Origin of the sequence: Erythrobacter sp. SG61-1L (genome assembly GCF_001305965.1) — a bacterium.
Taxonomy (GTDB): domain Bacteria; phylum Pseudomonadota; class Alphaproteobacteria; order Sphingomonadales; family Sphingomonadaceae; genus Andeanibacterium.
In genome coordinates this window covers 983877-1002881 of record NZ_JXQC01000003.1, presented here as the reverse complement: position 1 = coordinate 1002881, position 19005 = coordinate 983877, and the positions used below count along the sequence as shown (strand labels likewise).

The 19005-nt window shown below is 63.3% G+C and carries 17 protein-coding genes; 12 read left to right on the top strand and 5 right to left on the bottom strand.

The window, feature by feature from the left end; translation table 11 throughout:
- Position 1: 1 nt before the first annotated feature.
- The 3 genes from SZ64_RS05165 to tpiA form a co-directional block, all read right to left on the bottom strand.
- Positions 2 to 1633 carry a CTP synthase gene (locus tag SZ64_RS05165; protein WP_054529840.1) on the bottom strand — a complete coding sequence of 544 codons (1632 nt, stop codon included), beginning with the start codon at positions 1631 to 1633 and terminating at the stop codon, positions 2 to 4.
- 131 nt (positions 1634 to 1764) lie between these two features.
- Positions 1765 to 2169 (bottom strand): preprotein translocase subunit SecG, encoded by a 405-nt coding sequence (gene secG, locus SZ64_RS05160; RefSeq protein WP_054529839.1) that lies wholly within the window; start codon positions 2167 to 2169, stop codon positions 1765 to 1767.
- Positions 2170 to 2279: 110 nt separating this feature from the next.
- On the bottom strand, positions 2280 to 3038 hold the full coding sequence (tpiA, locus tag SZ64_RS05155; RefSeq protein WP_054529838.1) for a triose-phosphate isomerase: 759 nt from the start codon (positions 3036 to 3038) through the stop codon (positions 2280 to 2282).
- A 209-nt stretch (positions 3039 to 3247) separates the two neighbouring features.
- On the opposite strand from tpiA, the gene SZ64_RS05150 reads away from it, so the two are divergent.
- From SZ64_RS05150 to SZ64_RS05140, 3 genes are read left to right on the top strand one after another with little or no spacing between them, the layout of a single operon-like run.
- Positions 3248 to 5182 (top strand): SurA N-terminal domain-containing protein, encoded by a 1935-nt coding sequence (locus SZ64_RS05150; RefSeq protein ID WP_054529837.1) that lies wholly within the window; start codon positions 3248 to 3250, stop codon positions 5180 to 5182.
- A 5-nt stretch (positions 5183 to 5187) separates the two neighbouring features.
- Positions 5188 to 6705 (top strand): anthranilate synthase component I, encoded by a 1518-nt coding sequence (gene trpE / locus SZ64_RS05145; protein ID WP_054529836.1) that lies wholly within the window; start codon positions 5188 to 5190, stop codon positions 6703 to 6705.
- A 26-nt stretch (positions 6706 to 6731) separates the two neighbouring features.
- Positions 6732 to 7514 carry a phosphodiester glycosidase family protein gene (locus tag SZ64_RS05140; protein ID WP_241772984.1) on the top strand — a complete coding sequence of 261 codons (783 nt, stop codon included), beginning with the start codon at positions 6732 to 6734 and terminating at the stop codon, positions 7512 to 7514.
- Here SZ64_RS05140 and SZ64_RS05135 read toward each other — a convergent pair.
- Positions 7511 to 8320, bottom strand: a complete 810-nt coding sequence (locus SZ64_RS05135) for a hypothetical protein (RefSeq protein ID WP_156313526.1) — start codon at positions 8318 to 8320, stop codon at positions 7511 to 7513. The genes SZ64_RS05140 and SZ64_RS05135 overlap by 4 nt on opposite strands.
- A gap of 152 nt (positions 8321 to 8472) precedes the next feature.
- Between SZ64_RS05135 and SZ64_RS05130 the strand changes: the two genes are divergently transcribed.
- The 6 genes from SZ64_RS05130 to lexA all read left to right on the top strand — a co-directional run bounded on the left by SZ64_RS05130 (position 8473) and on the right by lexA (position 13455).
- Positions 8473 to 9057 carry an aminodeoxychorismate/anthranilate synthase component II gene (locus tag SZ64_RS05130; RefSeq protein ID WP_054532097.1) on the top strand — a complete coding sequence of 195 codons (585 nt, stop codon included), beginning with the start codon at positions 8473 to 8475 and terminating at the stop codon, positions 9055 to 9057.
- A complete protein-coding gene (trpD, locus tag SZ64_RS05125) occupies positions 9054 to 10046 on the top strand; it encodes an anthranilate phosphoribosyltransferase (protein WP_054529833.1) in 993 nt (330 codons plus the stop codon). The genes SZ64_RS05130 and trpD overlap by 4 nt, the downstream gene beginning before the upstream one ends.
- Before the next feature lie 15 nt (positions 10047 to 10061).
- Positions 10062 to 10850, top strand: coding sequence for an indole-3-glycerol phosphate synthase TrpC (gene trpC / locus SZ64_RS05120; protein ID WP_054529832.1), 789 nt, complete (start codon positions 10062 to 10064; stop codon positions 10848 to 10850).
- Positions 10851 to 11014: 164 nt separating this feature from the next.
- Entirely contained in the window at positions 11015 to 11491 is a 477-nt protein-coding gene (gene moaC, locus SZ64_RS05115; protein WP_054529831.1) for a cyclic pyranopterin monophosphate synthase MoaC, read from the top strand.
- Between the two features lie 4 nt (positions 11492 to 11495).
- A complete protein-coding gene (locus SZ64_RS05110; RefSeq protein WP_054529830.1) occupies positions 11496 to 12692 on the top strand; it encodes a molybdopterin molybdotransferase MoeA in 1197 nt (398 codons plus the stop codon).
- Between the two features lie 70 nt (positions 12693 to 12762).
- Positions 12763 to 13455, top strand: a complete 693-nt coding sequence (gene lexA, locus SZ64_RS05105; RefSeq protein ID WP_054529829.1) for a transcriptional repressor LexA — start codon at positions 12763 to 12765, stop codon at positions 13453 to 13455.
- 6 nt (positions 13456 to 13461) lie between these two features.
- Here lexA and SZ64_RS05100 read toward each other — a convergent pair whose 3' ends face one another.
- Positions 13462 to 15681 carry a ComEC/Rec2 family competence protein gene (locus tag SZ64_RS05100; protein WP_054532096.1) on the bottom strand — a complete coding sequence of 740 codons (2220 nt, stop codon included), beginning with the start codon at positions 15679 to 15681 and terminating at the stop codon, positions 13462 to 13464.
- Positions 15682 to 15709: 28 nt separating this feature from the next.
- Between SZ64_RS05100 and gltX the strand changes: the two genes are divergently transcribed.
- From gltX to SZ64_RS05085, 3 genes are read left to right on the top strand one after another with little or no spacing between them, the layout of a single operon-like run.
- Positions 15710 to 17152 (top strand): glutamate--tRNA ligase, encoded by a 1443-nt coding sequence (gene gltX / locus SZ64_RS05095; RefSeq protein WP_054529828.1) that lies wholly within the window; start codon positions 15710 to 15712, stop codon positions 17150 to 17152.
- 12 nt (positions 17153 to 17164) lie between these two features.
- Complete coding sequence (locus tag SZ64_RS05090) at positions 17165 to 18451, top strand: citrate synthase (protein ID WP_054529827.1); 1287 nt, start codon at positions 17165 to 17167, stop codon at positions 18449 to 18451.
- 53 nt (positions 18452 to 18504) lie between these two features.
- Positions 18505 to 19005, top strand: a complete 501-nt coding sequence (locus tag SZ64_RS05085) for a hypothetical protein (RefSeq protein WP_054529826.1) — start codon at positions 18505 to 18507, stop codon at positions 19003 to 19005.

The following is a 19005-nucleotide window of genomic DNA, read 5'->3' as shown; positions in this document are numbered from 1 at the left end:
CTCAGACCAGTCGGGACTGGTGCACTGCCGCTTCGATGAAGCTCGCGAAAAGCGGATGCGGATCGAAGGGCTTGCTTTTCAGTTCGGGGTGGAACTGCACGCCGATGAACCATGGATGGTCCGGCCGTTCCACGATTTCCGGCAGCAGCCCGTCAGGCGACATGCCGGAGAAGATCAAGCCGCCCTTTTCGAGCCGTTCCTTATAGGCCCCGTTCACTTCGTAACGGTGGCGGTGACGTTCTGAAATGGCAGTAGAGCCACCATAGACGGTCGAGACATGGCTGTTGGCAGCAAGCTGTGCCTGATAGGCGCCAAGGCGCATCGTGCCGCCCAGATCGGTATCGGCGCCACGCGTCTGGAGGCCTTCCTTGCTCATCCATTCGGTGATGATGCCCACCACCGGTTCCTTCGTTTCGCCAAATTCGGTTGAGCTGGCACCGTCGATGCCGACCGCACGCGCACCTTCGACGCAGGCCATCTGCATGCCAAGGCAAATGCCGAAGAACGGCACCTTGCGTTCACGCGCAAAGCGCACAGATGCGATCTTGCCTTCGGAACCACGCACGCCGAAGCCGCCGGGCACAAGAATGCCGTGCATCGGTTCAAGCTGGGCGGCGATGTCCGAATCGCCCTGCTCGAAAATCTCGGCGTCGATCCAGCGGATGTTGACCTTCACCCGGTTGGCCATGCCGCCATGGACCAGTGCCTCGTTCAGCGACTTGTAGGCATCGGGCAGGCCGACATATTTGCCGACGACACCGATGGTCACTTCGCCCTCGGGGTTTTCGAAGCGGTCCATGATGTCCGCCCAACGGGTCAGGTCCGGAGCGGGTGCTTCGAGGCCGAAATGGCGGAGCACTTCCGCGTCGAGGCCTTCACCGTGATACTGCAGCGGCACGGCATAGATCGAACTGGCATCCAGCGCCGGGATCACCGCTTCTGGCCGCACGTTACAGAACAGCGCGATCTTGCGGCGCTCGCCTTCAGGCAGCTCATGCTCGCAGCGGCACAGCAGCACATCAGGCTGCACACCAAGGCTGGTCAGTTCGCGCACGGAGTGCTGGGTGGGCTTGGTCTTCAACTCACCTGCGGCCGAGACATAGGGCACCAGCGTGACGTGAATGGCGCAGGTCTGTTCCCGGCCCATCTCGTTACGCAGCTGGCGGATCGCCTCGATGAAGGGCAGGCCTTCGATGTCGCCCACAGTGCCGCCGAATTCGCACAGGATGAAATCGAGATCGTCGGTATCCGCCAGGGCGAATTCCTTGATCGCATCGGTCACATGCGGGATCACCTGCACCGTCGCGCCAAGATAATCGCCACGGCGTTCCTTGGCGATAATGTCGCGATAGACGCGGCCGGAAGTGATGTTGTCACCCTGGTGGGCGGAAACGCCGGTGAAGCGTTCGTAGTGACCAAGATCGAGATCGGTCTCCGCCCCGTCATCCGTCACATAGACTTCGCCATGCTGATAGGGGCTCATCGTCCCCGGATCGACGTTGAGATAGGGGTCGAACTTGCGGATGCGGACCTTGAAGCCACGCGCCTGCAGCAAAGCGGCAAGGCTTGCCGCCATGAGACCTTTTCCGAGCGAGGAGACCACGCCGCCGGTGATAAAAATGTACCGCGCCATGGGAGTCGGGCCTTAAGACGAGTTTCGGATTCGGCGCAAGCCATTGCTTGCGCCCCAATGCGGCAATCCACAGTTGTGTGGGCCGATTCTGCGATGAAATGCACACCCCGAGGGGCGTGCGGGCGCTGCGCTTACTGCGCTGCGCCCTGCAACGGATCGCTGCTGGCAGGCTGAGCCGAACCGCTTGCCGCATCGGACGGAGCAGCAGTAGGTGCAGCCGCCGCGCCGAGCAGATCCGACTGGGCGTTCTTTTCGGGCGTGACGGTGCGATCCAGCGTCGCGTCGACTTCGCGGTTCGACGTGGTCCCAACGGCAAGTGCCGCAAGGACGATGCTGAGCACCACGAACAGAGTTGCAAGAATAGTCGTCGCGCGGGTCAGGAAATCCGCGGCGCCGCGTGCCGACATGATCCCGGCCGGGCTACCGCCACCACCCATGCCGAGGCCGCCGCCTTCGGAACGCTGCATCAGCACCACGCCCACAAGCGCGGCAGCCACAATGGCCTGAACGACCGTAAGGAACAGGAAAAGCGACATCTGTCGGTCTGGCCTTCTTGATAGTCTCTATCGTTGGTGCGGCAGATAGCGATGGCGGGCCGTAACCGCAAGGGAGCGGCTCCGTTTCCTGCCATCGCGCCTGCTGCCCGTCAGCTGTCGGTGCGTTCCGCCGCGGCGACGATGATGCCGAGGAAGCTTTCCGCCGTAAGGCTCGCCCCACCGACCAGTGCACCGCCCACTTCTGCAACATGGAGGATGTCTGCCGCGTTTTCTGCCTTCACAGAACCGCCGTAGAGGATGCGAATTTCCGCGCCTGCCGCGCCGAAGATTTCAACCAGCTGGCTGCGGATCGCGCCGTGCATCTGGCCAATTTCTTCCAGGGAAGGAGTACGGCCGGTGCCGATAGCCCAGACAGGCTCATAGGCAATGGTCATCTTTTCGGCATAGTCGCTGCCTTCCGGCAGGGACGCCGCGATCTGTGCGCACACGACCTGTTCGGCCTTGCCTGCATCGCGATCCGCTTCGCTTTCGCCGACGCAGAGAATGACCTGAAGCCCCGCATGGAGCCCGGCGCAGGCCTTGGCCTTCACCACCGCGTCCGTCTCACCATGGTCGGAACGGCGTTCGCTGTGACCGACGATGACGAATCCGGCACCGGCATCCTTCAGCATTGCCGCTGAAATATCACCCGTGTGGGCACCGCCTTCAGCCTGGTGACAATCCTGCGCGCCAACGCCGATCAGCGAGGCTTCCTTACGGATTGCGTGAATCAGTGTATAGGGCGGCGCGATCGCCACCTCCGCCTTGATAAGGCGTTCTGCCGCGCGATCGATCGCGCGGGCTTCGGCCAGCATGGCGCGCGTGCCATGCATCTTCCAATTGCCGACAATATAGGGGCGCTGGGCCATCAATTGTCCTTAAGCTGCTCGTGACGCGCCGCGATTCCGGCGCCGTCTGGGGTGATGCCCGCTAGTCCCGGGCGTCCGGCTTGTCAAAACCGCTTTTCCACATAGGGCCAAAGCCGCGTCCACTGTTGCCCCCCGGCCTCAGCGGGGATAAAGCGCCTGCCGACCGGGCCGGAAGAGCCCTACCACTACACACCAGGCGGCGCCTAATCATGCTTCAGCTGTTCCGGACTTTCATGAATTCCAAGACCGGCGTGATTGTCACGCTGGCTGCCCTTGCGCTGATCGCGCTGGCCTTCGCCGTTGGCGATGTGGCCAATACCGGCTCTTTCGGCGGCGTCGCCGGCGGGGACCGGGTGGCAATCGTCGGCAAGCACAAGATCAGCACCTCCGAGTTGAACTCGGCCGTGCGCAACGAATTCGACAATATGCGCCGCAGCAACCCCACGCTGACGATGGAGGCCTTCGTCGCCAACGGCGGTGTGGAAAAGGTGCTGGACCGTCTGATCGACCGGACTGTTCTGGCCGAATTCGCGAAGGAAGAAGGTCTGCGTTCGGGCGAGCGCCTGATCGGCAGCCAGATTGCCCTTATCCCTGCCTTCACCGGCCCTGATGGCAAGTTCAGCCAGGATGCCTATCGCGCGGCCATCGCCCAGCAGGGGCTGACCGACACGCAGGTACGCGAAGACATCGAATCCGGCCTGCTTGTCCGCCAGGTCATAAGCCCGGTTCTGTCCAACGGCACTCTGCCGCCTTCGCTGGTGAAGCATTACGCCGCGCTGCTGCGCGAAAAGCGCCATGGTTCCATCGGCCTGCTGCTGAGTGACGCCTATGCGCCCGCAAAGGCACCAAGCGATGCCCAGGTGAGCGAATTCTACAACGCCAACAAGGCCCGCTACATGCGCCCCGAACGGCGCGTTATCCGCTATGCAACTTTCGATGCGAGCGCAGTGAAGAACGTGCCCGAGCCGACGGACGCGGAAATCGCTGCCCGCTACAAGCGCGACTCCGCGCAATATGCGCCGACCGAAAAGCGGCGCCTTACGCAACTGGTCGCCTCAACAGATGCCGTCGCCAAGGCCATTCGCGACGAAATCGCCAAGGGCAAGTCGCTGGATGTCGCAGCGCGTGAAAAGGGCCTGCAGGTCGCTCAGGTTGGTCCATTCACTCAGGCGGAATATTCTGCGCAGACTTCCTCCGCCGTGGCGCAGGCCGCTTTCGGCGCGCAAAACGGCCAGCTTGCGCCGACCACGCGCGGCGGATTGGGCTTCTACATCATCCGTGTCGACGGCATTGAACGCACTCCCGGCCGCACGATTGACCAGGTGCGCGCAGAGATTCGCACCGCCTTGCTCGCCGAGAAGCATCGCCAGGCGATCGCCGATCTGAGCGCAGGCGTCGAAGAAGAGTTCGACGGTGGCTCCAGCCTTGCTGAAGTGGCCAAGACCTTGCAGGTCCAGGTCCAGACTACCCCCGAAGTGATCGGCACCGGCGCTGTCTACATGAAGCCCGGCGAGACCGCCCCGCCGATTCTGGGCCGTGCGCTGTCCACCGCATTCCAGATGGAAGAAGGGCAACCCCAACTTGCCGAGATCGAACCGGGCAAGACCTTCCTGATCTACGACGTCAGCAAGATCGTTCCGGCCGCTGCCGCACCGCTTTCCGAGGTCCGCGAAATGGTCGTCAATGGCTGGCGCCGGGCAGAAGGCGACAAGCAGGCCAAGCTTGCGGCCGACCGCGTGATGAAGGCCGTGGCCAAGGGCGACACGATTGCCGCCGCGCTCGCCAAGGAAAAGGTGAAGCTGCCCCCGGTCGATGCCATCAATATGAGCCGCGAGGATCTCGCCAAGCTCGGTGGCCGCGTGCCGCCGGTGCTGGCTTTGGCCTTCAGCATGGCCGAAGGCACGGTGAAGCGGCTTGAGGCCCCGAACGACAATGGCTGGTTCGTGGTGAAGCTCGACGACATCGAGCCAGGCCAGATCGCGCCGAACGATCCGCTGCTGGCGCAGGTTGGCGATCAGCTGGGCCAGACGCTGGGCGATGAATATGCCGGGCAATTTGCCCGCGCAGCAACAGACGCAATTGGCGTTGAACGCAACAAGGCGGCTATCGAAGCCGTCAAGAAGCAACTGCTGGGCCGCAATTGACGACCATGACACTTTCGGGAGCATTGCCTGACAACGCCGCATCGGCTCGTGCCGCCCTTGCCGAGGGACGGCCCGCGCTGGTGTGGCGCAAGCTCGTCGCTGATACGGAAACTCCGGTTGGCGCCGCGCTGAAACTGATCGTTCCGGGACGGGGCGATTTCCTGCTGGAGTCAGTCGAAGCCGGCGAGACGCGCGGGCGCTACAGCCTGCTCGGGCTGGACCCCGATCTGATGTTCCGTGCCACCGGCGCCGCCTGCGAAGTCAATCGTGCGTGGCAGCATGATCGCGACGCTTTCGAGGCGCTTCCGGGTGACAGTTTCGAGGAGCTGCGCACGCTTTCGGCCACGTGCCGCATCGAGATGCCGAAGGAACTGCCGCAGGCGCTTGCCTGTCTGGTCGGCTATTTCGCCTATGAAACCATCGGCCTGGTCGAAGAACTGCCCCGCGCGCCGCAGAGCGAACTGGCGGTGCCGGACATCCTGATCTCCCGCCCGACGGTGACGCTGGTGTTCGACCGGCTGAGTGATGAATTGTTCTGTATCTCGCCCATCTGGTCTGCCGCAGACCCGGACCGTGCGATCGAGCTTGCCGGCGAGAAAATCGACAGCACCCTGCGCCGCCTGGCCGGGGCCATTCCCGGCCCGGTGAAGGACGCCAGCCTGCCCGACATGGAGCTGACCCCGGTAATGCCGCACGGGCTCTATGAAAGCATGGTGGCCAAGGCCAAGGGCTATATCGAGGCGGGCGACATTTTTCAGGTGGTGCTGGCCCAGCGCTTCACTTGCCCCTTCCCGCTTCCGCCGCTGGCGCTTTATCGCGCGCTGCGCCGGGTGAACCCTTCGCCCTTCCTCTATTTCCTCGACCTGCCCGGCTTCGCGGTGGTGGGTTCGAGTCCCGAAATCCTCGTGCGCGTGCGCCATGGCGAAGTGACGATCCGTCCCATCGCCGGCACCCGTCCACGCGGAAAGACGGATGAGGAAGACCGGGCGAATGAGGAAAGCCTGCTGGCGGATGCGAAGGAACGCGCCGAACATCTGATGCTGCTCGATCTCGGGCGCAACGATGTCGGCCGCGTGGCAAGCAAGGGCAGCGTGAAGGTGACGGCCAGCTTCACCATCGAACGCTACAGCCATGTGATGCACATCGTCAGCAATGTGGTGGGCAAGCTTTCCCCGGATCACGATGCACTCGACGCTCTGTTCGCTGGCTTCCCGGCGGGCACCGTCTCGGGTGCCCCCAAGATCCGCGCCTGCGAGATCATCGCCGAACTGGAACCCGAATCGCGCGGGCCCTATGCAGGCGGCGTCGGCTATTTCGGGCCGGACGGCTCAATCGACAGCTGCATTGTGCTGCGCACTGCCGTGGTGAAGGACGGCGTGATGCATGTTCAGGCCGGTGCGGGCATCGTTGCCGATAGCGATCCGGCCTATGAGCAGGCGGAATGCCGGCACAAGGCAGGCGCGCTGATCGCGGCGGCCCGCGAAGCAGCCCGCGTGGCGAGCGAGCCGGACTTCGGGCAGTGATGCGGGCGCTGGCCGCCCCTTTTCTGATGGGGGCGGCGCTTGCGCTCACCTCCTGCGGCGGCGCGCTTCCCGGCGCAGGCGATATTGCGCCCGAACTGAAGCCCGGCTGCCAGGAAACCCGGTTCGAAGAGGTGCCGCTGACCGTTTGCGTCGCAGATCCCCAACTGCACACGATCCGCACCGCCCTTGCCCCTGAGACCGAAGCCGGCGGCGGCCCGCCCTGGCGCAGCCTTGCCGCCTTTGCCGCCAACCGCTCGCCAGAGGCGCCGCAGGTCATGTTCGCCTTCAATGCGGGCATGTTCGACGACGATGGCCAGCCCATCGGCTATTATGTCGAGAATGGGGAGAAGGTCCATTCGCTCAGCCGGAAGGCCGGTCCGGGCAATTTCCACATGCTGCCCAATGGCGTGTTCTTCGGCCGTGGCGGCAAGTGGGAAGTGCGCAGCACGGAAGACTTCTTCTCAAGCGTCACCAATCGCCCCGATTTCGGCACCCAGTCCGGCCCGATGCTGGTGGTGGACGGCGAATTGCATCCCGGCATTCAGGATGACGGCGCATCGCTGCGCATCCGCAACGCCGTGGGGGTGGAGGATACGGGCCGCGCGATCTTCGTGATTTCGGATCAGCCCATCAGCTTCGGCAAGCTGGCCCGCTATTATCGCGATGTGCTGAAAGTCAGGAACGCGCTGTTCCTCGACGGGACGGTTTCCCAATTGTGGAACCCGCAGAGCAAGCGGCTGGACAACACTTTCCCCATCGGCCCCTTGATCATGGTCGAAAGGCGGACGGAAACCCCGGCCAAGCCCTAGCACATCCGGGCAAATGCCTCGTATTGCCGCTGAACCGCGATGAACGGATTGACCGTATCGCCCGGCTCTTTCTCCGTGACGAATTCGAGATAGGCATTGCGCACGCCCAGGCGGTAGGTTCCGTCCAGTTCCCGCAAGCTCACGCCAAGCCCGGCGCGATGCTGGATGCGCAACTGCCTGCCGCTATCCAACGTGAAGACGGCATCGCATCCTTCGACTGTTATTTTCTTCGGCACGAAATACTGACCGCCATTTCCGGGCAGGCGGATGGTCACCGGGAAATCGATATTCGCAAATGCATTCACCACCGACTTGCCGGCTCTGCCAATTGCCTCGCTGGTGGCCTGCCGTTGTAAATTGGGGAAAGGGAAGCTCTCCCGGATTGGATAGGTCGGGCTGAATCCACTATTTTCGCCAGGACAGACATAGAGATAAATGCCGCTGAACAGGTTCGTTGGAGAATACTCACCTTCAAAGAAGCCAATCTCGGCAAGCCATTCGCTTCCCGCACCGCCCGGGCCGGAACGAACCGCTTTGCCGTTCTGGTCAAAAAGCTGCCAGCGCTGCACGCTGTAGCCGGGCCGCTGATACTTGCCTGAGCGCAAGGTCTGCGGACAGAATACCCGCAGGCGGACACTGCGGCTGAAATTGTCCCTGCGGAACGACAGTGCGAAGACGTCCACTTCATAGGCGCCTTCCCCGACATTGCGGATGCTGTCCATGTTGCGCAACACGCGCCAGTAGATGTCGTCGGAACTATAGACCCAGTTTGCCGCGCGCGCCGGCACAGAGGCAAGGCAGCCCATCAGCGCGGCACAGACCAGCAGCAAGCGAATCATGGATTTCCCCCTGTTCGCAGGAATGTATGGTTTCCCGGCCCCATGCGCTCAAGCCACTTGTCCGAAGCCACTCATGGCCCCACTTGATCGCGGGCGACGAAACGCGCAAAGGCGGCACCATGATCCTCGTTATCGACAATTATGACAGCTTCACCTGGAACCTGGTCCATTACGTGATGGAACTGGGCGCCGAAGTGAAGGTCGTCCGCAACGATGCGCTGACCGCAGCCGAAGCGCTGGCAACCGGTGCGCAGGGCTTCCTGCTTTCGCCCGGCCCCTGCACGCCGAATGAAGCGGGCATCAGCCTCGATCTCGTGGCGGCATGTGCCGAAGCGAAGAAGCCGCTGCTGGGCGTATGCCTGGGCCACCAGTCCATTGGCCAGTATTTCGGTGGCAAGGTGGTGCGCGGCGGGCTGATGCACGGCAAGACCTCGCCCGTGCGGCATGACAATACCGGCGTGTTCGAAGGCCTGCCCTCCCCCTTCATCGCCACGCGTTATCACTCGCTGATCGTCACTGACATTCCCGACGATCTGGTAGTGAACGCCACGGCAGACGATGAATTCGTGATGGGCTTCCGCCATCGCGAATTGCCGATCCACGGCGTGCAGTTCCATCCGGAAAGCATCGCCACGGAACATGGACACGATCTGCTGGCCAACTTCCTCAAGATCTGCGGCATCAACGCCACCGCAATGGCATGATGCTTCCCACGGTGCTCGATATTCCGCTGGAAGAAGCGGAAGCCGAAGAAGCCTTCGGCGCGATCCTTGACGGCAAGGTTGCGGACGAGGACGTGGCGACATTCCTCATCGGCCTGTCCGACCGGGGCGAGACGGCGAGCGAAATCGCCGGCGCAGCCCGCGCCATGCGGGCGCGCCTGATCCCCATCCGCGCGCCGGAAAACGCCATCGACGTTTGTGGTACCGGGGGCGACGGGCATCACACGCTCAACGTTTCCACTGCGGTTTCGCTGGTCGTCGCGGCCTGCGGCGTGCCGGTGGCCAAGCACGGCAATCGCGCCGCCAGCAGCAAGGCCGGTGCGGCCGATACGCTGGAGGCGCTGGGCCTCGACCTTGACCGGGCAATGGCCACGGCGGAAGAAACTCTGGCCGATATCGGCATATGCTTCCTCTTCGCAGGCAAGCATCATCCTTCGATGGGCCGCATCATGCCGATCCGCAAGGCAATCGGCCGCCGCACGATCTTCAACCTGATGGGCCCGCTGGCCAATCCGGCCGATGTGAAGCGCCAGCTGGTCGGCATTGCCCGCCCGGCCTATGTGCCGATCTATGCCGAGGCGCTGCAGCGTCTGGGCACTGACCATTCGATGGTCATTTCCGGCGATGAAGGGCTGGACGAGTTGAGCCTGGCGGGCGGCAGCGAAATTGCCGAAGTACGCGATGGCCGCATCCTGATGAAGCGGGTGGAACCTGCCGATGCAGGCCTGCCCGCCGCGCCGCTGGCGGCGATCAAGGGCGGCGATCCCGTCCATAATGCCGCCGAACTGCGCAAGCTGCTGATGGGCGAACATGGCCCCTATCGCGACGCCGTGCTGCTGAATGCGGCCGCTGCGCTGATCGTGGCGGGTGAAGTCCAGAGCTGGATCGAAGGCGTGGAAGAAGCGGCGGAAGCAATCGACAAGGGGCTCGCCAAGGCGATCCTCGACTGCTGGATCGATGCGGTAAAGTAAGAGTACAGGGCCGGAATAATGGATAAACTCGCCGAAATCTGCGCCACCAAGCGCGAGGAAGTCGCCGCGCGCAAACCGCTCGCCTCGCTGGCCGATCTCGACGCACGCGCCGCCGGGCAGAGCGCCCCGCGCGGCTTCCGCAAGGCACTCGAAGCGAAGATCGATGGCGGTTACGGCCTGATCGCGGAAATCAAGAAGGCCAGCCCGTCCAAGGGCCTGATCCGTCCGGATTTCCATCCCGCCGACCATGCCCGATCCTATGAGGCAGGCGGCGCGGCCTGCCTTTCAGTGCTGACCGACGCGCCCTATTTCCAGGGGCATGAGGATTTCCTGATCGAAGCCCGCTCGGCCTGTGCCCTGCCGGTGCTGCGCAAGGATTTCATGGTCGATCCCTGGCAGGTGGCGGAAGCCCGCTCCATCGGGGCCGATGCAATCCTGATCATCGTTGCCGCGCTGGATGATGCCCAGATGGCCGAGATCGAGGCCGCAGCCATTGAACGCGGCATGGATGTGCTGGTTGAAGTCCATAATGAGGAAGAGATGGAACGCGCCGCGGCGCTCAAATCCCGCCTCATCGGCGTCAACAACCGCGACCTGAAGCGTTTCGTCACCGATCTCGGCACGACGGAACGCCTCGCCCCGCTGGCGCCGGAAGGCACTTTGCTGGTGGGCGAAAGCGGCATCAACAGCCATGCGGACATCCTGCGCCTTGCCGATGCAGGCGTGCGCTGTTTCCTGGTGGGTGAAAGCCTGATGCGTCAGGACGATGTTACCGCCGCCACGAAGGCGCTGCTGGGCGCCTGATCGCCGCCCTCTGTCCTACAGGCACCCATTCTGGCATGGGTGGGCGATGGACACAGGCTCACCATGGGAATTTGCGTGCCGGGCATCCTCGATGGAGAGGCCCGGAACCGATCTCTCTGTACAGTGTCAACCTTGTCAACTTCGACGGAAAAGCGCGTAGCCGGATGACCAAGCTCACTCACCTCGACGAATCGGGCGCGGCCCGCATGGTGGATGTCGGCGCGAAGGCAGCCACTGCCCGCAAGGCCGTTGCCACAGGCCGCATCCGCATGTCGCCCGAAGCGCTGGATGCGATCCGCGACGGCGATGCTCCAAAGGGCGACGTGCTCGCCGCCGCGCGCATTGCCGGGATCATGGCCGCCAAGAAGACGGGCGATCTGATCCCACTCTGCCACCCGCTTGCACTGGACGCCGTGACTGTCGACTTCGCGTTCGAGGCTGACGGCGTACGCGCCACGGCCACAGCCAGCCTCACCGGGAAAACCGGGATCGAGATGGAAGCGATGACCGCCACCTCCGTCGCCCTGCTGACCATTTACGATATGGCCAAGGCGCTCGATAAAGGCATGGTGATCGAAGGCGTGCGCCTGCTGGCCAAGAGCGGCGGCAAATCGGGCGAATGGCACGCGCCGGAAGAATAGGCCGATGAAGCCGCCCCTTCCCCTCAGCGAGGCTCAGGCCCGGCTGCTTGCGTCAGTCGATGCTCTGGCGCCGGAAGATGTGCCGGTGGAACAGGCTCTCGGTCGCTGCCTTGCCGCGCCGCTGACCGCCCGCCGCACCCAGCCCGCCGCCGATCTTTCCGCTATGGATGGCTATGCCATGCGTGAGGGCGAGCATGGCCCGTGGAAAGTGGTTGGCGAAAGCGCGGCCGGCCATCCCTATTCCGGCATTGTCGGCGCCGGGGAAGCGATCCGCATTTCCACCGGCGCGCTGATGCCTGCGGGCGCCAGCGCGGTGCTGCTGCAGGAAAATGCGCATCGGGATGGAGAGACCCTCGCCCTCAATGGCGAAGGTGAGCCAAGCGCTCGCCATATCAGGCGCACGGGCTTCGATTTCGGCAGCGGCGATGCCCTGCTTCCGCCGGGCACCCGGGTCGGCCCGGCGCAGATCGCGCTCGCGCTTTCGGCAGGGAACAGTTCGCTCAGCGTCCACGGCCTGCCGCGCCTTGCCATTCTCGACAGCGGGGACGAACTGGCCGCCGATCCCGCCAATTGCGCCCTGCACCAGATCCCGGCCAGCAATGGGGCCATGCTCGCCGCGATGGCGAGCGGGCTTGCTGCCGACATTCAACGCCTCGGCCCGGTGCCCGACGATCTCGATGCACTCGCCGCCGCGCTCGACGCTGCCGGCCACGCCGAGGTGATCGTCACCAGTGGCGGCGCGTCTGTGGGCGACCATGACCTTATCCGTCCCGCGCTGGAAGCATGGGGTGCCCAGATCGATTTCTGGCGGGTGGCCATGAAGCCGGGCAAACCGCTGCTGGTGGCGCGCAAGGGCGGCACTGTCGTGCTCGGCCTGCCAGGCAATCCCGTGTCCAGCTTCGTCACGGCCTATTTCTTCCTGCTGCCCCTGCTGCGCGCCCTTGCAGGAAACAGTCGCCCGCTTCCCTCCCCCATCCCCCTGCGTCTGGCAGGAGAAATGCCCGCCGGAGGTGGCCGGATGGAGTTTCTGCGTGCCGTTCTGGTCGATGGCAAAGCCGTGCCGGTCACGGAACGCGATTCCAGTGCATTGCGCGCCATGGCCTCTTCCGGACTGCTTATAGAGCGGCCCGCCAACGCCCCACCGGCGCCACCGGGAAGCATTGTCCCGGCCTATTGGATCGGAAATGGCGGGGTTGCTTGACTTGGCTTGAGAAGTTGCCTAGTTGTTCCGCATTCGTTCCGTAGGTGGAACATTTGAGGAGGCCGCTTCGATGCTCACCGCCAAGCAACATGAGCTTCTGCTGTTCATCCAGACCCGTCTGGAAGAATCGGGCATTTCCCCGAGTTTCGAGGAAATGAAGGAAGCGCTGGACCTCAAGTCGAAGTCGGGTGTGCATCGGCTGATTTCCGCTCTGGAAGAACGTGGCTTCATCCGCCGCCTGCCCAACCGGGCGCGCGCGCTGGAAGTTCTCAAGAACCCCGAGGATGTGAACGCCAAGGGCAGCAAGCCCGCAGCGCCAGCGAATGATGCGGTCAGCCGCGTCGCTGCGCCGCCGCGCGCGCCCGTCTTTGCCGCGAATGACGTGATCGAGCTTCCGCTGCACGGCAAGATTGCCGCAGGCGTTCCGATCGAGGCGCTGGAAAGTGACCGGACCCTGCCGGTTCCCGCCGCCCTGCTGGGCGCGGGCGATCATTATGCGCTGGAAGTGTCGGGCGATTCGATGATCGATGCTGGCATTCTCGATGGCGACTTCGCGCTGGTGAAGCGCACCGACCATGCTCGCGATGGTGAAATTGTGGTGGCTCTGGTGCGGAACGAGGAAGCGACACTCAAATATCTGCGCCGCGAAGGTGGCCGCATCCGGCTCGATCCGGCCAATGCGGCCTATGATCCGCAATATTACGAACCGCATGAAGTGATCGTGCAGGGCAAGCTGGCAGGCCTGCTGCGCCAGTATCACTGAGGCGTATCACGGATAAGTTCTGGAAGGCGCGCCCGGCCCGTCGTAGCGGCGCGCCTTTCCGTTCCTCCACCAGCCATGTTCGCCCTGCCCTTCGGCAACGGACTTCATTTCATGGCGGTTGAGATAGAGGGCCAGTCCGCCCGTCTCGTCCAGGCTCCGGCGATCCGCCTTGATCCAGCGCGGGCGGCAGGATCTGGGCAGATAGCGATCCGCCACCACGATGTCGGACAAATCGCAGGCTGCGGCCAGTTGGCGCTCGTCGATCCGTTCCTTGCTCAGGGCCAGCAAGAGATGCCATTCACGCCCCTGCCGTTTCAGGGTGGCGACACAGAAATCCGCGCTGCATCGTGCGCCAGACCACTGGCTGATCGCCAGCACTTCGCCTTCTGCCCCGGCCATTTCCTGCAAAGTCTCCCGCGCAAAGGTGCTGCGGGATTCTCTCAGGACGAGCAGCCGCTCGTCCTCTCCGGTGATGCCCACTTCGCGCCCATCGCGTGAAATCAGCACATCGGGCACCGGCGTGATCGCCAGCAGGACGCAGGCCACTCCCAGTGGCAGCACCGCCCAGAGCCGCACCCGCCCGCGCCAGAGGGCAAGCCACAAGCTGCCGGCGATAAACAAGGCGAATGTCCCCTTGCCCATCTGCGGCATCAGCTTCACCGCCCCCGGCTGATCGGCGGTAAAATGCGCCAGAGCCAGCAGGAATTCGAGGGATTTACCCGCCAGCCACCATGCCGGTGCCCCCAGTCCTATTGCGTCCAGCGCCAGCGCCAATGCGATCAGCGGCATGGAGACGAAGGTAGTCAGCGGAATGGCGATCACATTGGCGAAGGCACCGTAAAGCCCGGCGCGGTGGAAATGGAACATCACCACCGGCATCAGCGCGAATTCAATCACCAGCCCCGTCACCAGCAACATGGTTCCCCGGCGCAATGCGGGAACCAGCCAACCTTCGTCGCGCGAGGCAAGGAATGCGCGGACTGGCCCTGCGCTATGCAGGGCGACGATGGCGATCACTGCCGAGAAGCTCATCTGGAAGCTCGGCCCCACCAGCGCTTCGGGCCAGAGCAGCAGAACGAAGCCCGCCGCAACGGCGATCAGCCGCAGCGAAAGCGGTTCTCGCCCCAGCGCCAAGGCCAGCAGAACCAGCACCGCGCCTACACAGCTTCGCACTGTCGGCACTTCCGCGCCGGTCAGCAGCGTGTAGCCAATCCCCGCCAGCGCCGCGATGGCGGCTGCGGCAACGGGCAGACGTATCCGCAGGGCCAGCCATTGCCACAATGCCAGCAGCCTGATTGCCATGAAATAGGCCGCCGCGATCACCGCGCTGACATGCAGCCCGCTGATGGAAAGCAGATGCGAAAGGCCCGCATCGCGCATCGCAGCCTCGTCCTCGCCGGCAATCGCCCCGCGATCCCCGCTCGCCAATGCGGCGGCAATAGTGCCCGCCGAACCATCGAGCCGTGAACGGACATGGTCAGCAAGGCGCCGCTGAAGCGAGCCAAAACCCCCTTGCTGCGCGGCAGGCTCCAGCAGTTCGGGCGCGGCAACCACACTGCCGGTTGCCGCCAACCCGTCAAACCATGCCGCACGGGAAAAATCGTAACTGCCAGGCAGCAGCGGCGGTGCGGGAGGCATGAGCCGCGCCTTGACCCTGATCCGCGCCCCCTCGCCCAGCCCGAGGATGTCCTTGTCCAGCGGAAGGTTCACCCTGACCTTCACGGCCCGGCTAGTCTCCGGCTCGCGCATTGCCAACACCAGCCTCGCCCGCCCGTCAGCAGGCTGCTCTATCCTTTCCAGCACCCGGGCATCGAATGTCCCGGCTATGGGATGTGCAATCGGTTCCGTTCCGACCAGCGACGACTTCGCCCAGACCACTGCGACTCCGAGCGAGAAGGCGAGTCCCACACCGAATATTGCCGCCCGCAAATGGGCACGCCGATCATTGTGGCGCCAGAACATCTGTGCGGCCATGCCGCCAAGGATACCGACGACAGCCGCGCATAACCATCCGATGGCCGTGGCGAGTACAAACCAGGCCCCAATTCCCGCGGAAAATGCCACTGCAAGCCAAGGCCCACGGTCGAATCCGGATGCGTCCAAAAATGCGTCGATCCTGTCTCCCACGCTGGACAAGAGGCGTTCCATTCGCCAATGCGTCTGCTGCATCGCAGCATCCTGTGGCAGTTCTTTCAGCGGAACGGAAACGGGGGTGCTGTCTGCCATAAGAACAATGGAAAGGATCAAGTGGGTCATGGCAAGCGTTAGCGGCAATGCAGCGGCAACCGGCAGCCCGGTGGTCACGCGCTTTGCGCCCTCGCCCACCGGCTTCCTTCACATCGGCAATGCCCGCACGGGGCTGTTCTCCTGGCTCTATGCCCGGCATTTTGGCGGCAAGACGCTGCTGCGGATCGAAGATACGGACAAGGTCCGTTCCACGCAGGAAGCGATTGACGTCATTCTGGACGGGCTGGCTTGGCTCGGCCTCGATTTTGACGGGCACACCTATTACCAGTCGCAGTTCGAAGCGCGTCATGCTGAGGTGGCACATGATCTGATCGCGCGCGGCGCGGCCTATCGCTGCTATCTGACGCAGGAAGAACTGACCGCCCGCCGCGAAAAGGCGCGCGAGGAAAAGAAGCCCTTCCGCATCGAAAGCGAATGGCGCGATGCCGTTCCTTCCACTTGGCCCGAAGGTCAGGATTACGTGGTGCGCATCAAGGCCCCGCGCGATGGCGAAACGGTGATCGAGGATCTCGTTCAGGGCAAGGTGACGGTGAAGAATGCGGAACTGGACGATTTCGTCCTGCTGCGTTCCGACGGTACGCCCACCTATATGCTTGCAGTGGTGGTGGACGACCATGACATGGGCGTCACGCACATCATCCGCGGCGACGATCATCTGAACAATGCCTTCCGCCAACTGACCATCATCAAGGCTATGGGCTGGCCGGAACCGCATTATGCGCACATCCCCCTGATCCACGGGCAGGACGGCGCCAAGCTTTCCAAGCGCCACGGCGCCATGGGTGTTGGCGATTATCGCGACGAACTGGGCATCCTGCCCGAAGCGTTGCTGAATTACCTGCTTCGCCTCGGCTGGGGCCATGGCGACCGCGAGGAATTCACCAAGGACGAAGCGATCCAGCTTTTCGACATCAAGGATGTCGGCAAAAGCCCGTCGCGCTTCGACCTCAAGAAGCTGCTGAACCTTAACGGCCATTACATTCGCGAAGCAGATAATGCCCGGCTCGCCGCGCTGATCGCCCCACGCCTTGGCCCTGCAGCCGACATCGACACGCTGGTGGCCGCCATGCCCGTGCTGAAAACCCGCGCGCGCGACATGAACGAATTGGCCGATGGCGCCGCCTTCCTGTTCAAGACCCGCCCGCTGGAAATGACCGAGCAGGCGCAGGCTCTTTTGACCAGCGATGCACAACTGCTTTTGTGGCGGATTTCTGGCCGTTTGGCGGGTGAAAACAACTGGACAACTGAGGCGCTGGAAGCCAGTTTGAAGGCGATGGCGGAGGAGCTGGGGCTGGGCCTCGGCAAACTCGCGCAGCCGCTGCGCGCGGCGCTCACGGGGCAAACCACCTCGCCGGGTATTTTCGATGTCCTGGTGCTGCTCGGAAAGGACGAAAGCCTTGCGCGTATCGACGCACAGGCCGTTCCGGGCGACCAGGCCGCAGAGCTTTGAGGAGTACGAGACTTGGCTGACAAGCACGCGAAGCTTACCGTTGGAGACAAGAGCTACGATTTCCCGGTGCTGGAAGGCAGCGTTGGGCCGGATGTGGTCGACATCCGCAAGCTCTACGGCCAATCGCACATGTTCACTTACGATCCCGGCTTCACCTCCACCGCTTCGTGTGAAAGTGCCCTGACCTACATCGATGGCGAGGAAGGCGTTCTGCTCCATCGCGGCTATCCTATCGGCCAGCTGGCAGAACATTCCAGTTTCATGGAAGTGGCCTATCTGCTGCTGAACGGCGAACTGCCCAATGCCGGTGAATATGACGCCTTCACCCGCACCATCACTCGCCACACCATGTTGCACGAGCAGTTGGCGACCTTCTACCGCGGTTTCCGCCGCGACGCGCACCCGATGGCCATCATGTGCGGCGTGGTCGGCGCTCTGTCGGCATTCTATCACGACAGTACGGACATTTCCGACCCGGAACACCGTCGGATCAGCTCGCACCGCCTGATAGCCAAGATGCCCACTATCGCGGCGATGGCTTATAAATATTCCGTCGGCCAGCCCTTCATGTATCCGGACAACAAGCTGTCCTACACGGGCAACTTCCTGCGCATGACCTTCGGCGTGCCGGCTGAAGAATATGAAGTGATCCCCGAAGTGGAACGCGCGATGGACCGGATCTTCATCCTCCATGCCGACCACGAACAGAATGCTTCGACCTCGACTGTGCGTCTCGCCGGTTCTTCGGGCGCAAACCCCTTCGCATGTATCGCGGCCGGCATCGCCTGTCTGTGGGGGCCTGCTCATGGCGGTGCGAACGAAGCGGCGCTCAACATGCTGCATGAGATCGGCACGCCGGACAAGATTCCACACTATATCGAGCGCGCGAAGGACAAGAACGATCCGTTCCGCCTGATGGGCTTCGGCCACCGCGTCTACAAGAACTACGATCCGCGCGCGACCGTGATGCAGAAGACGGTCCGCGAAGTGTTCGAGGCGCTGAAAGTGGATGATCCGCTGTTCGAAACCGCCCTGCGGCTCGAGGAACTTGCCCTGCATGACGATTACTTCGTCGAGAAGAAGCTGTTCCCCAACGTGGACTTCTATTCGGGCATCATCCTTTCGGCGATCGGTTTCCCGACAACCATGTTCACCGCTTTGTTCGCCCTTGCCCGTACCGTGGGCTGGGTGGCGCAGTGGAACGAAATGATCAGCGATCCCGGCCAGAAGATCGGCCGTCCGCGCCAGCTCTACACCGGCCCGACGCAGCGCGATTACGTTCCGGTCGAGGAGCGCTAAGTAAGCCGGGAACTGATATGAAGCGGATGCGGCCAATCGCGGGAATAGCTGCGATGGCCGCAGTCGCTTCAGCCACTTCCGCAAATGCGCAGACTGCCGGTCAGGCTTTCGAATGCGCGCTGCCCTATCAGGCAACAATGAATGCCGCGGGGAAGCTGGAGGTTCTCAGACAATCCAGTTCCCCCGGCATGGCGTTACTCTCCGGTCCGTCGAACACGGTTGAATTCGCGGTCGGGGAGACGAAGGTGTTTGGCGCTGTGCCCACCAGCCTAACCTTCAAGCTGCAGGAACCCCGCCAGAACGCGCCGCGGAAGACCTACACGGCGACCGTGAACGCCTATTTCCCGGATGACGCAGCAACTGATCAGGCGATCATTGCTGCCAATAGCTGGCACCTCGGGCTGTGCGGGCCGGGGTTATCGCTCTGCATCCGGGCGAAAGACGCTGCACCCGATGGCGCAGGCGAACTGCGCTATCACCGGCAGAAAGGCACCCCGTTCTGGCTGGAATGCGTGTTCGAATTCAGCGAGGAAGAAATCAAAGCGCTCGGCTGA

What these genes read in the sequence shown, in the direction of transcription:
- trpD (WP_054529833.1), top strand. Translation starts at nt 9,054, where the DNA reads ATGATGCTTCCCACGGTGCTCGATATTCCGCTGGAAGAAGCGGAAGCC.
- SZ64_RS05110 (WP_054529830.1), top strand. Translation starts at nt 11,496, where the DNA reads ATGAAGCCGCCCCTTCCCCTCAGCGAGGCTCAGGCCCGGCTGCTTGCG.
- tpiA (WP_054529838.1), bottom strand. Translation starts at nt 3,038, where the DNA reads ATGGCCCAGCGCCCCTATATTGTCGGCAATTGGAAGATGCATGGCACG.
- SZ64_RS05150 (WP_054529837.1), top strand. Translation starts at nt 3,248, where the DNA reads ATGCTTCAGCTGTTCCGGACTTTCATGAATTCCAAGACCGGCGTGATT.
- gltX (WP_054529828.1), top strand. Translation starts at nt 15,710, where the DNA reads ATGGCAAGCGTTAGCGGCAATGCAGCGGCAACCGGCAGCCCGGTGGTC.
- secG (WP_054529839.1), bottom strand. Translation starts at nt 2,169, where the DNA reads ATGTCGCTTTTCCTGTTCCTTACGGTCGTTCAGGCCATTGTGGCTGCC.
- SZ64_RS05085 (WP_054529826.1), top strand. Translation starts at nt 18,505, where the DNA reads ATGGCCGCAGTCGCTTCAGCCACTTCCGCAAATGCGCAGACTGCCGGT.
- trpE (WP_054529836.1), top strand. Translation starts at nt 5,188, where the DNA reads ATGACACTTTCGGGAGCATTGCCTGACAACGCCGCATCGGCTCGTGCC.
- lexA (WP_054529829.1), top strand. Translation starts at nt 12,763, where the DNA reads ATGCTCACCGCCAAGCAACATGAGCTTCTGCTGTTCATCCAGACCCGT.
- moaC (WP_054529831.1), top strand. Translation starts at nt 11,015, where the DNA reads ATGACCAAGCTCACTCACCTCGACGAATCGGGCGCGGCCCGCATGGTG.
- SZ64_RS05140 (WP_241772984.1), top strand. Translation starts at nt 6,732, where the DNA reads ATGGGGGCGGCGCTTGCGCTCACCTCCTGCGGCGGCGCGCTTCCCGGC.
- SZ64_RS05130 (WP_054532097.1), top strand. Translation starts at nt 8,473, where the DNA reads ATGATCCTCGTTATCGACAATTATGACAGCTTCACCTGGAACCTGGTC.
- SZ64_RS05135 (WP_156313526.1), bottom strand. Translation starts at nt 8,320, where the DNA reads ATGGGCTGCCTTGCCTCTGTGCCGGCGCGCGCGGCAAACTGGGTCTAT.
- SZ64_RS05165 (WP_054529840.1), bottom strand. Translation starts at nt 1,633, where the DNA reads ATGGCGCGGTACATTTTTATCACCGGCGGCGTGGTCTCCTCGCTCGGA.
- SZ64_RS05100 (WP_054532096.1), bottom strand. Translation starts at nt 15,681, where the DNA reads ATGGCAGACAGCACCCCCGTTTCCGTTCCGCTGAAAGAACTGCCACAG.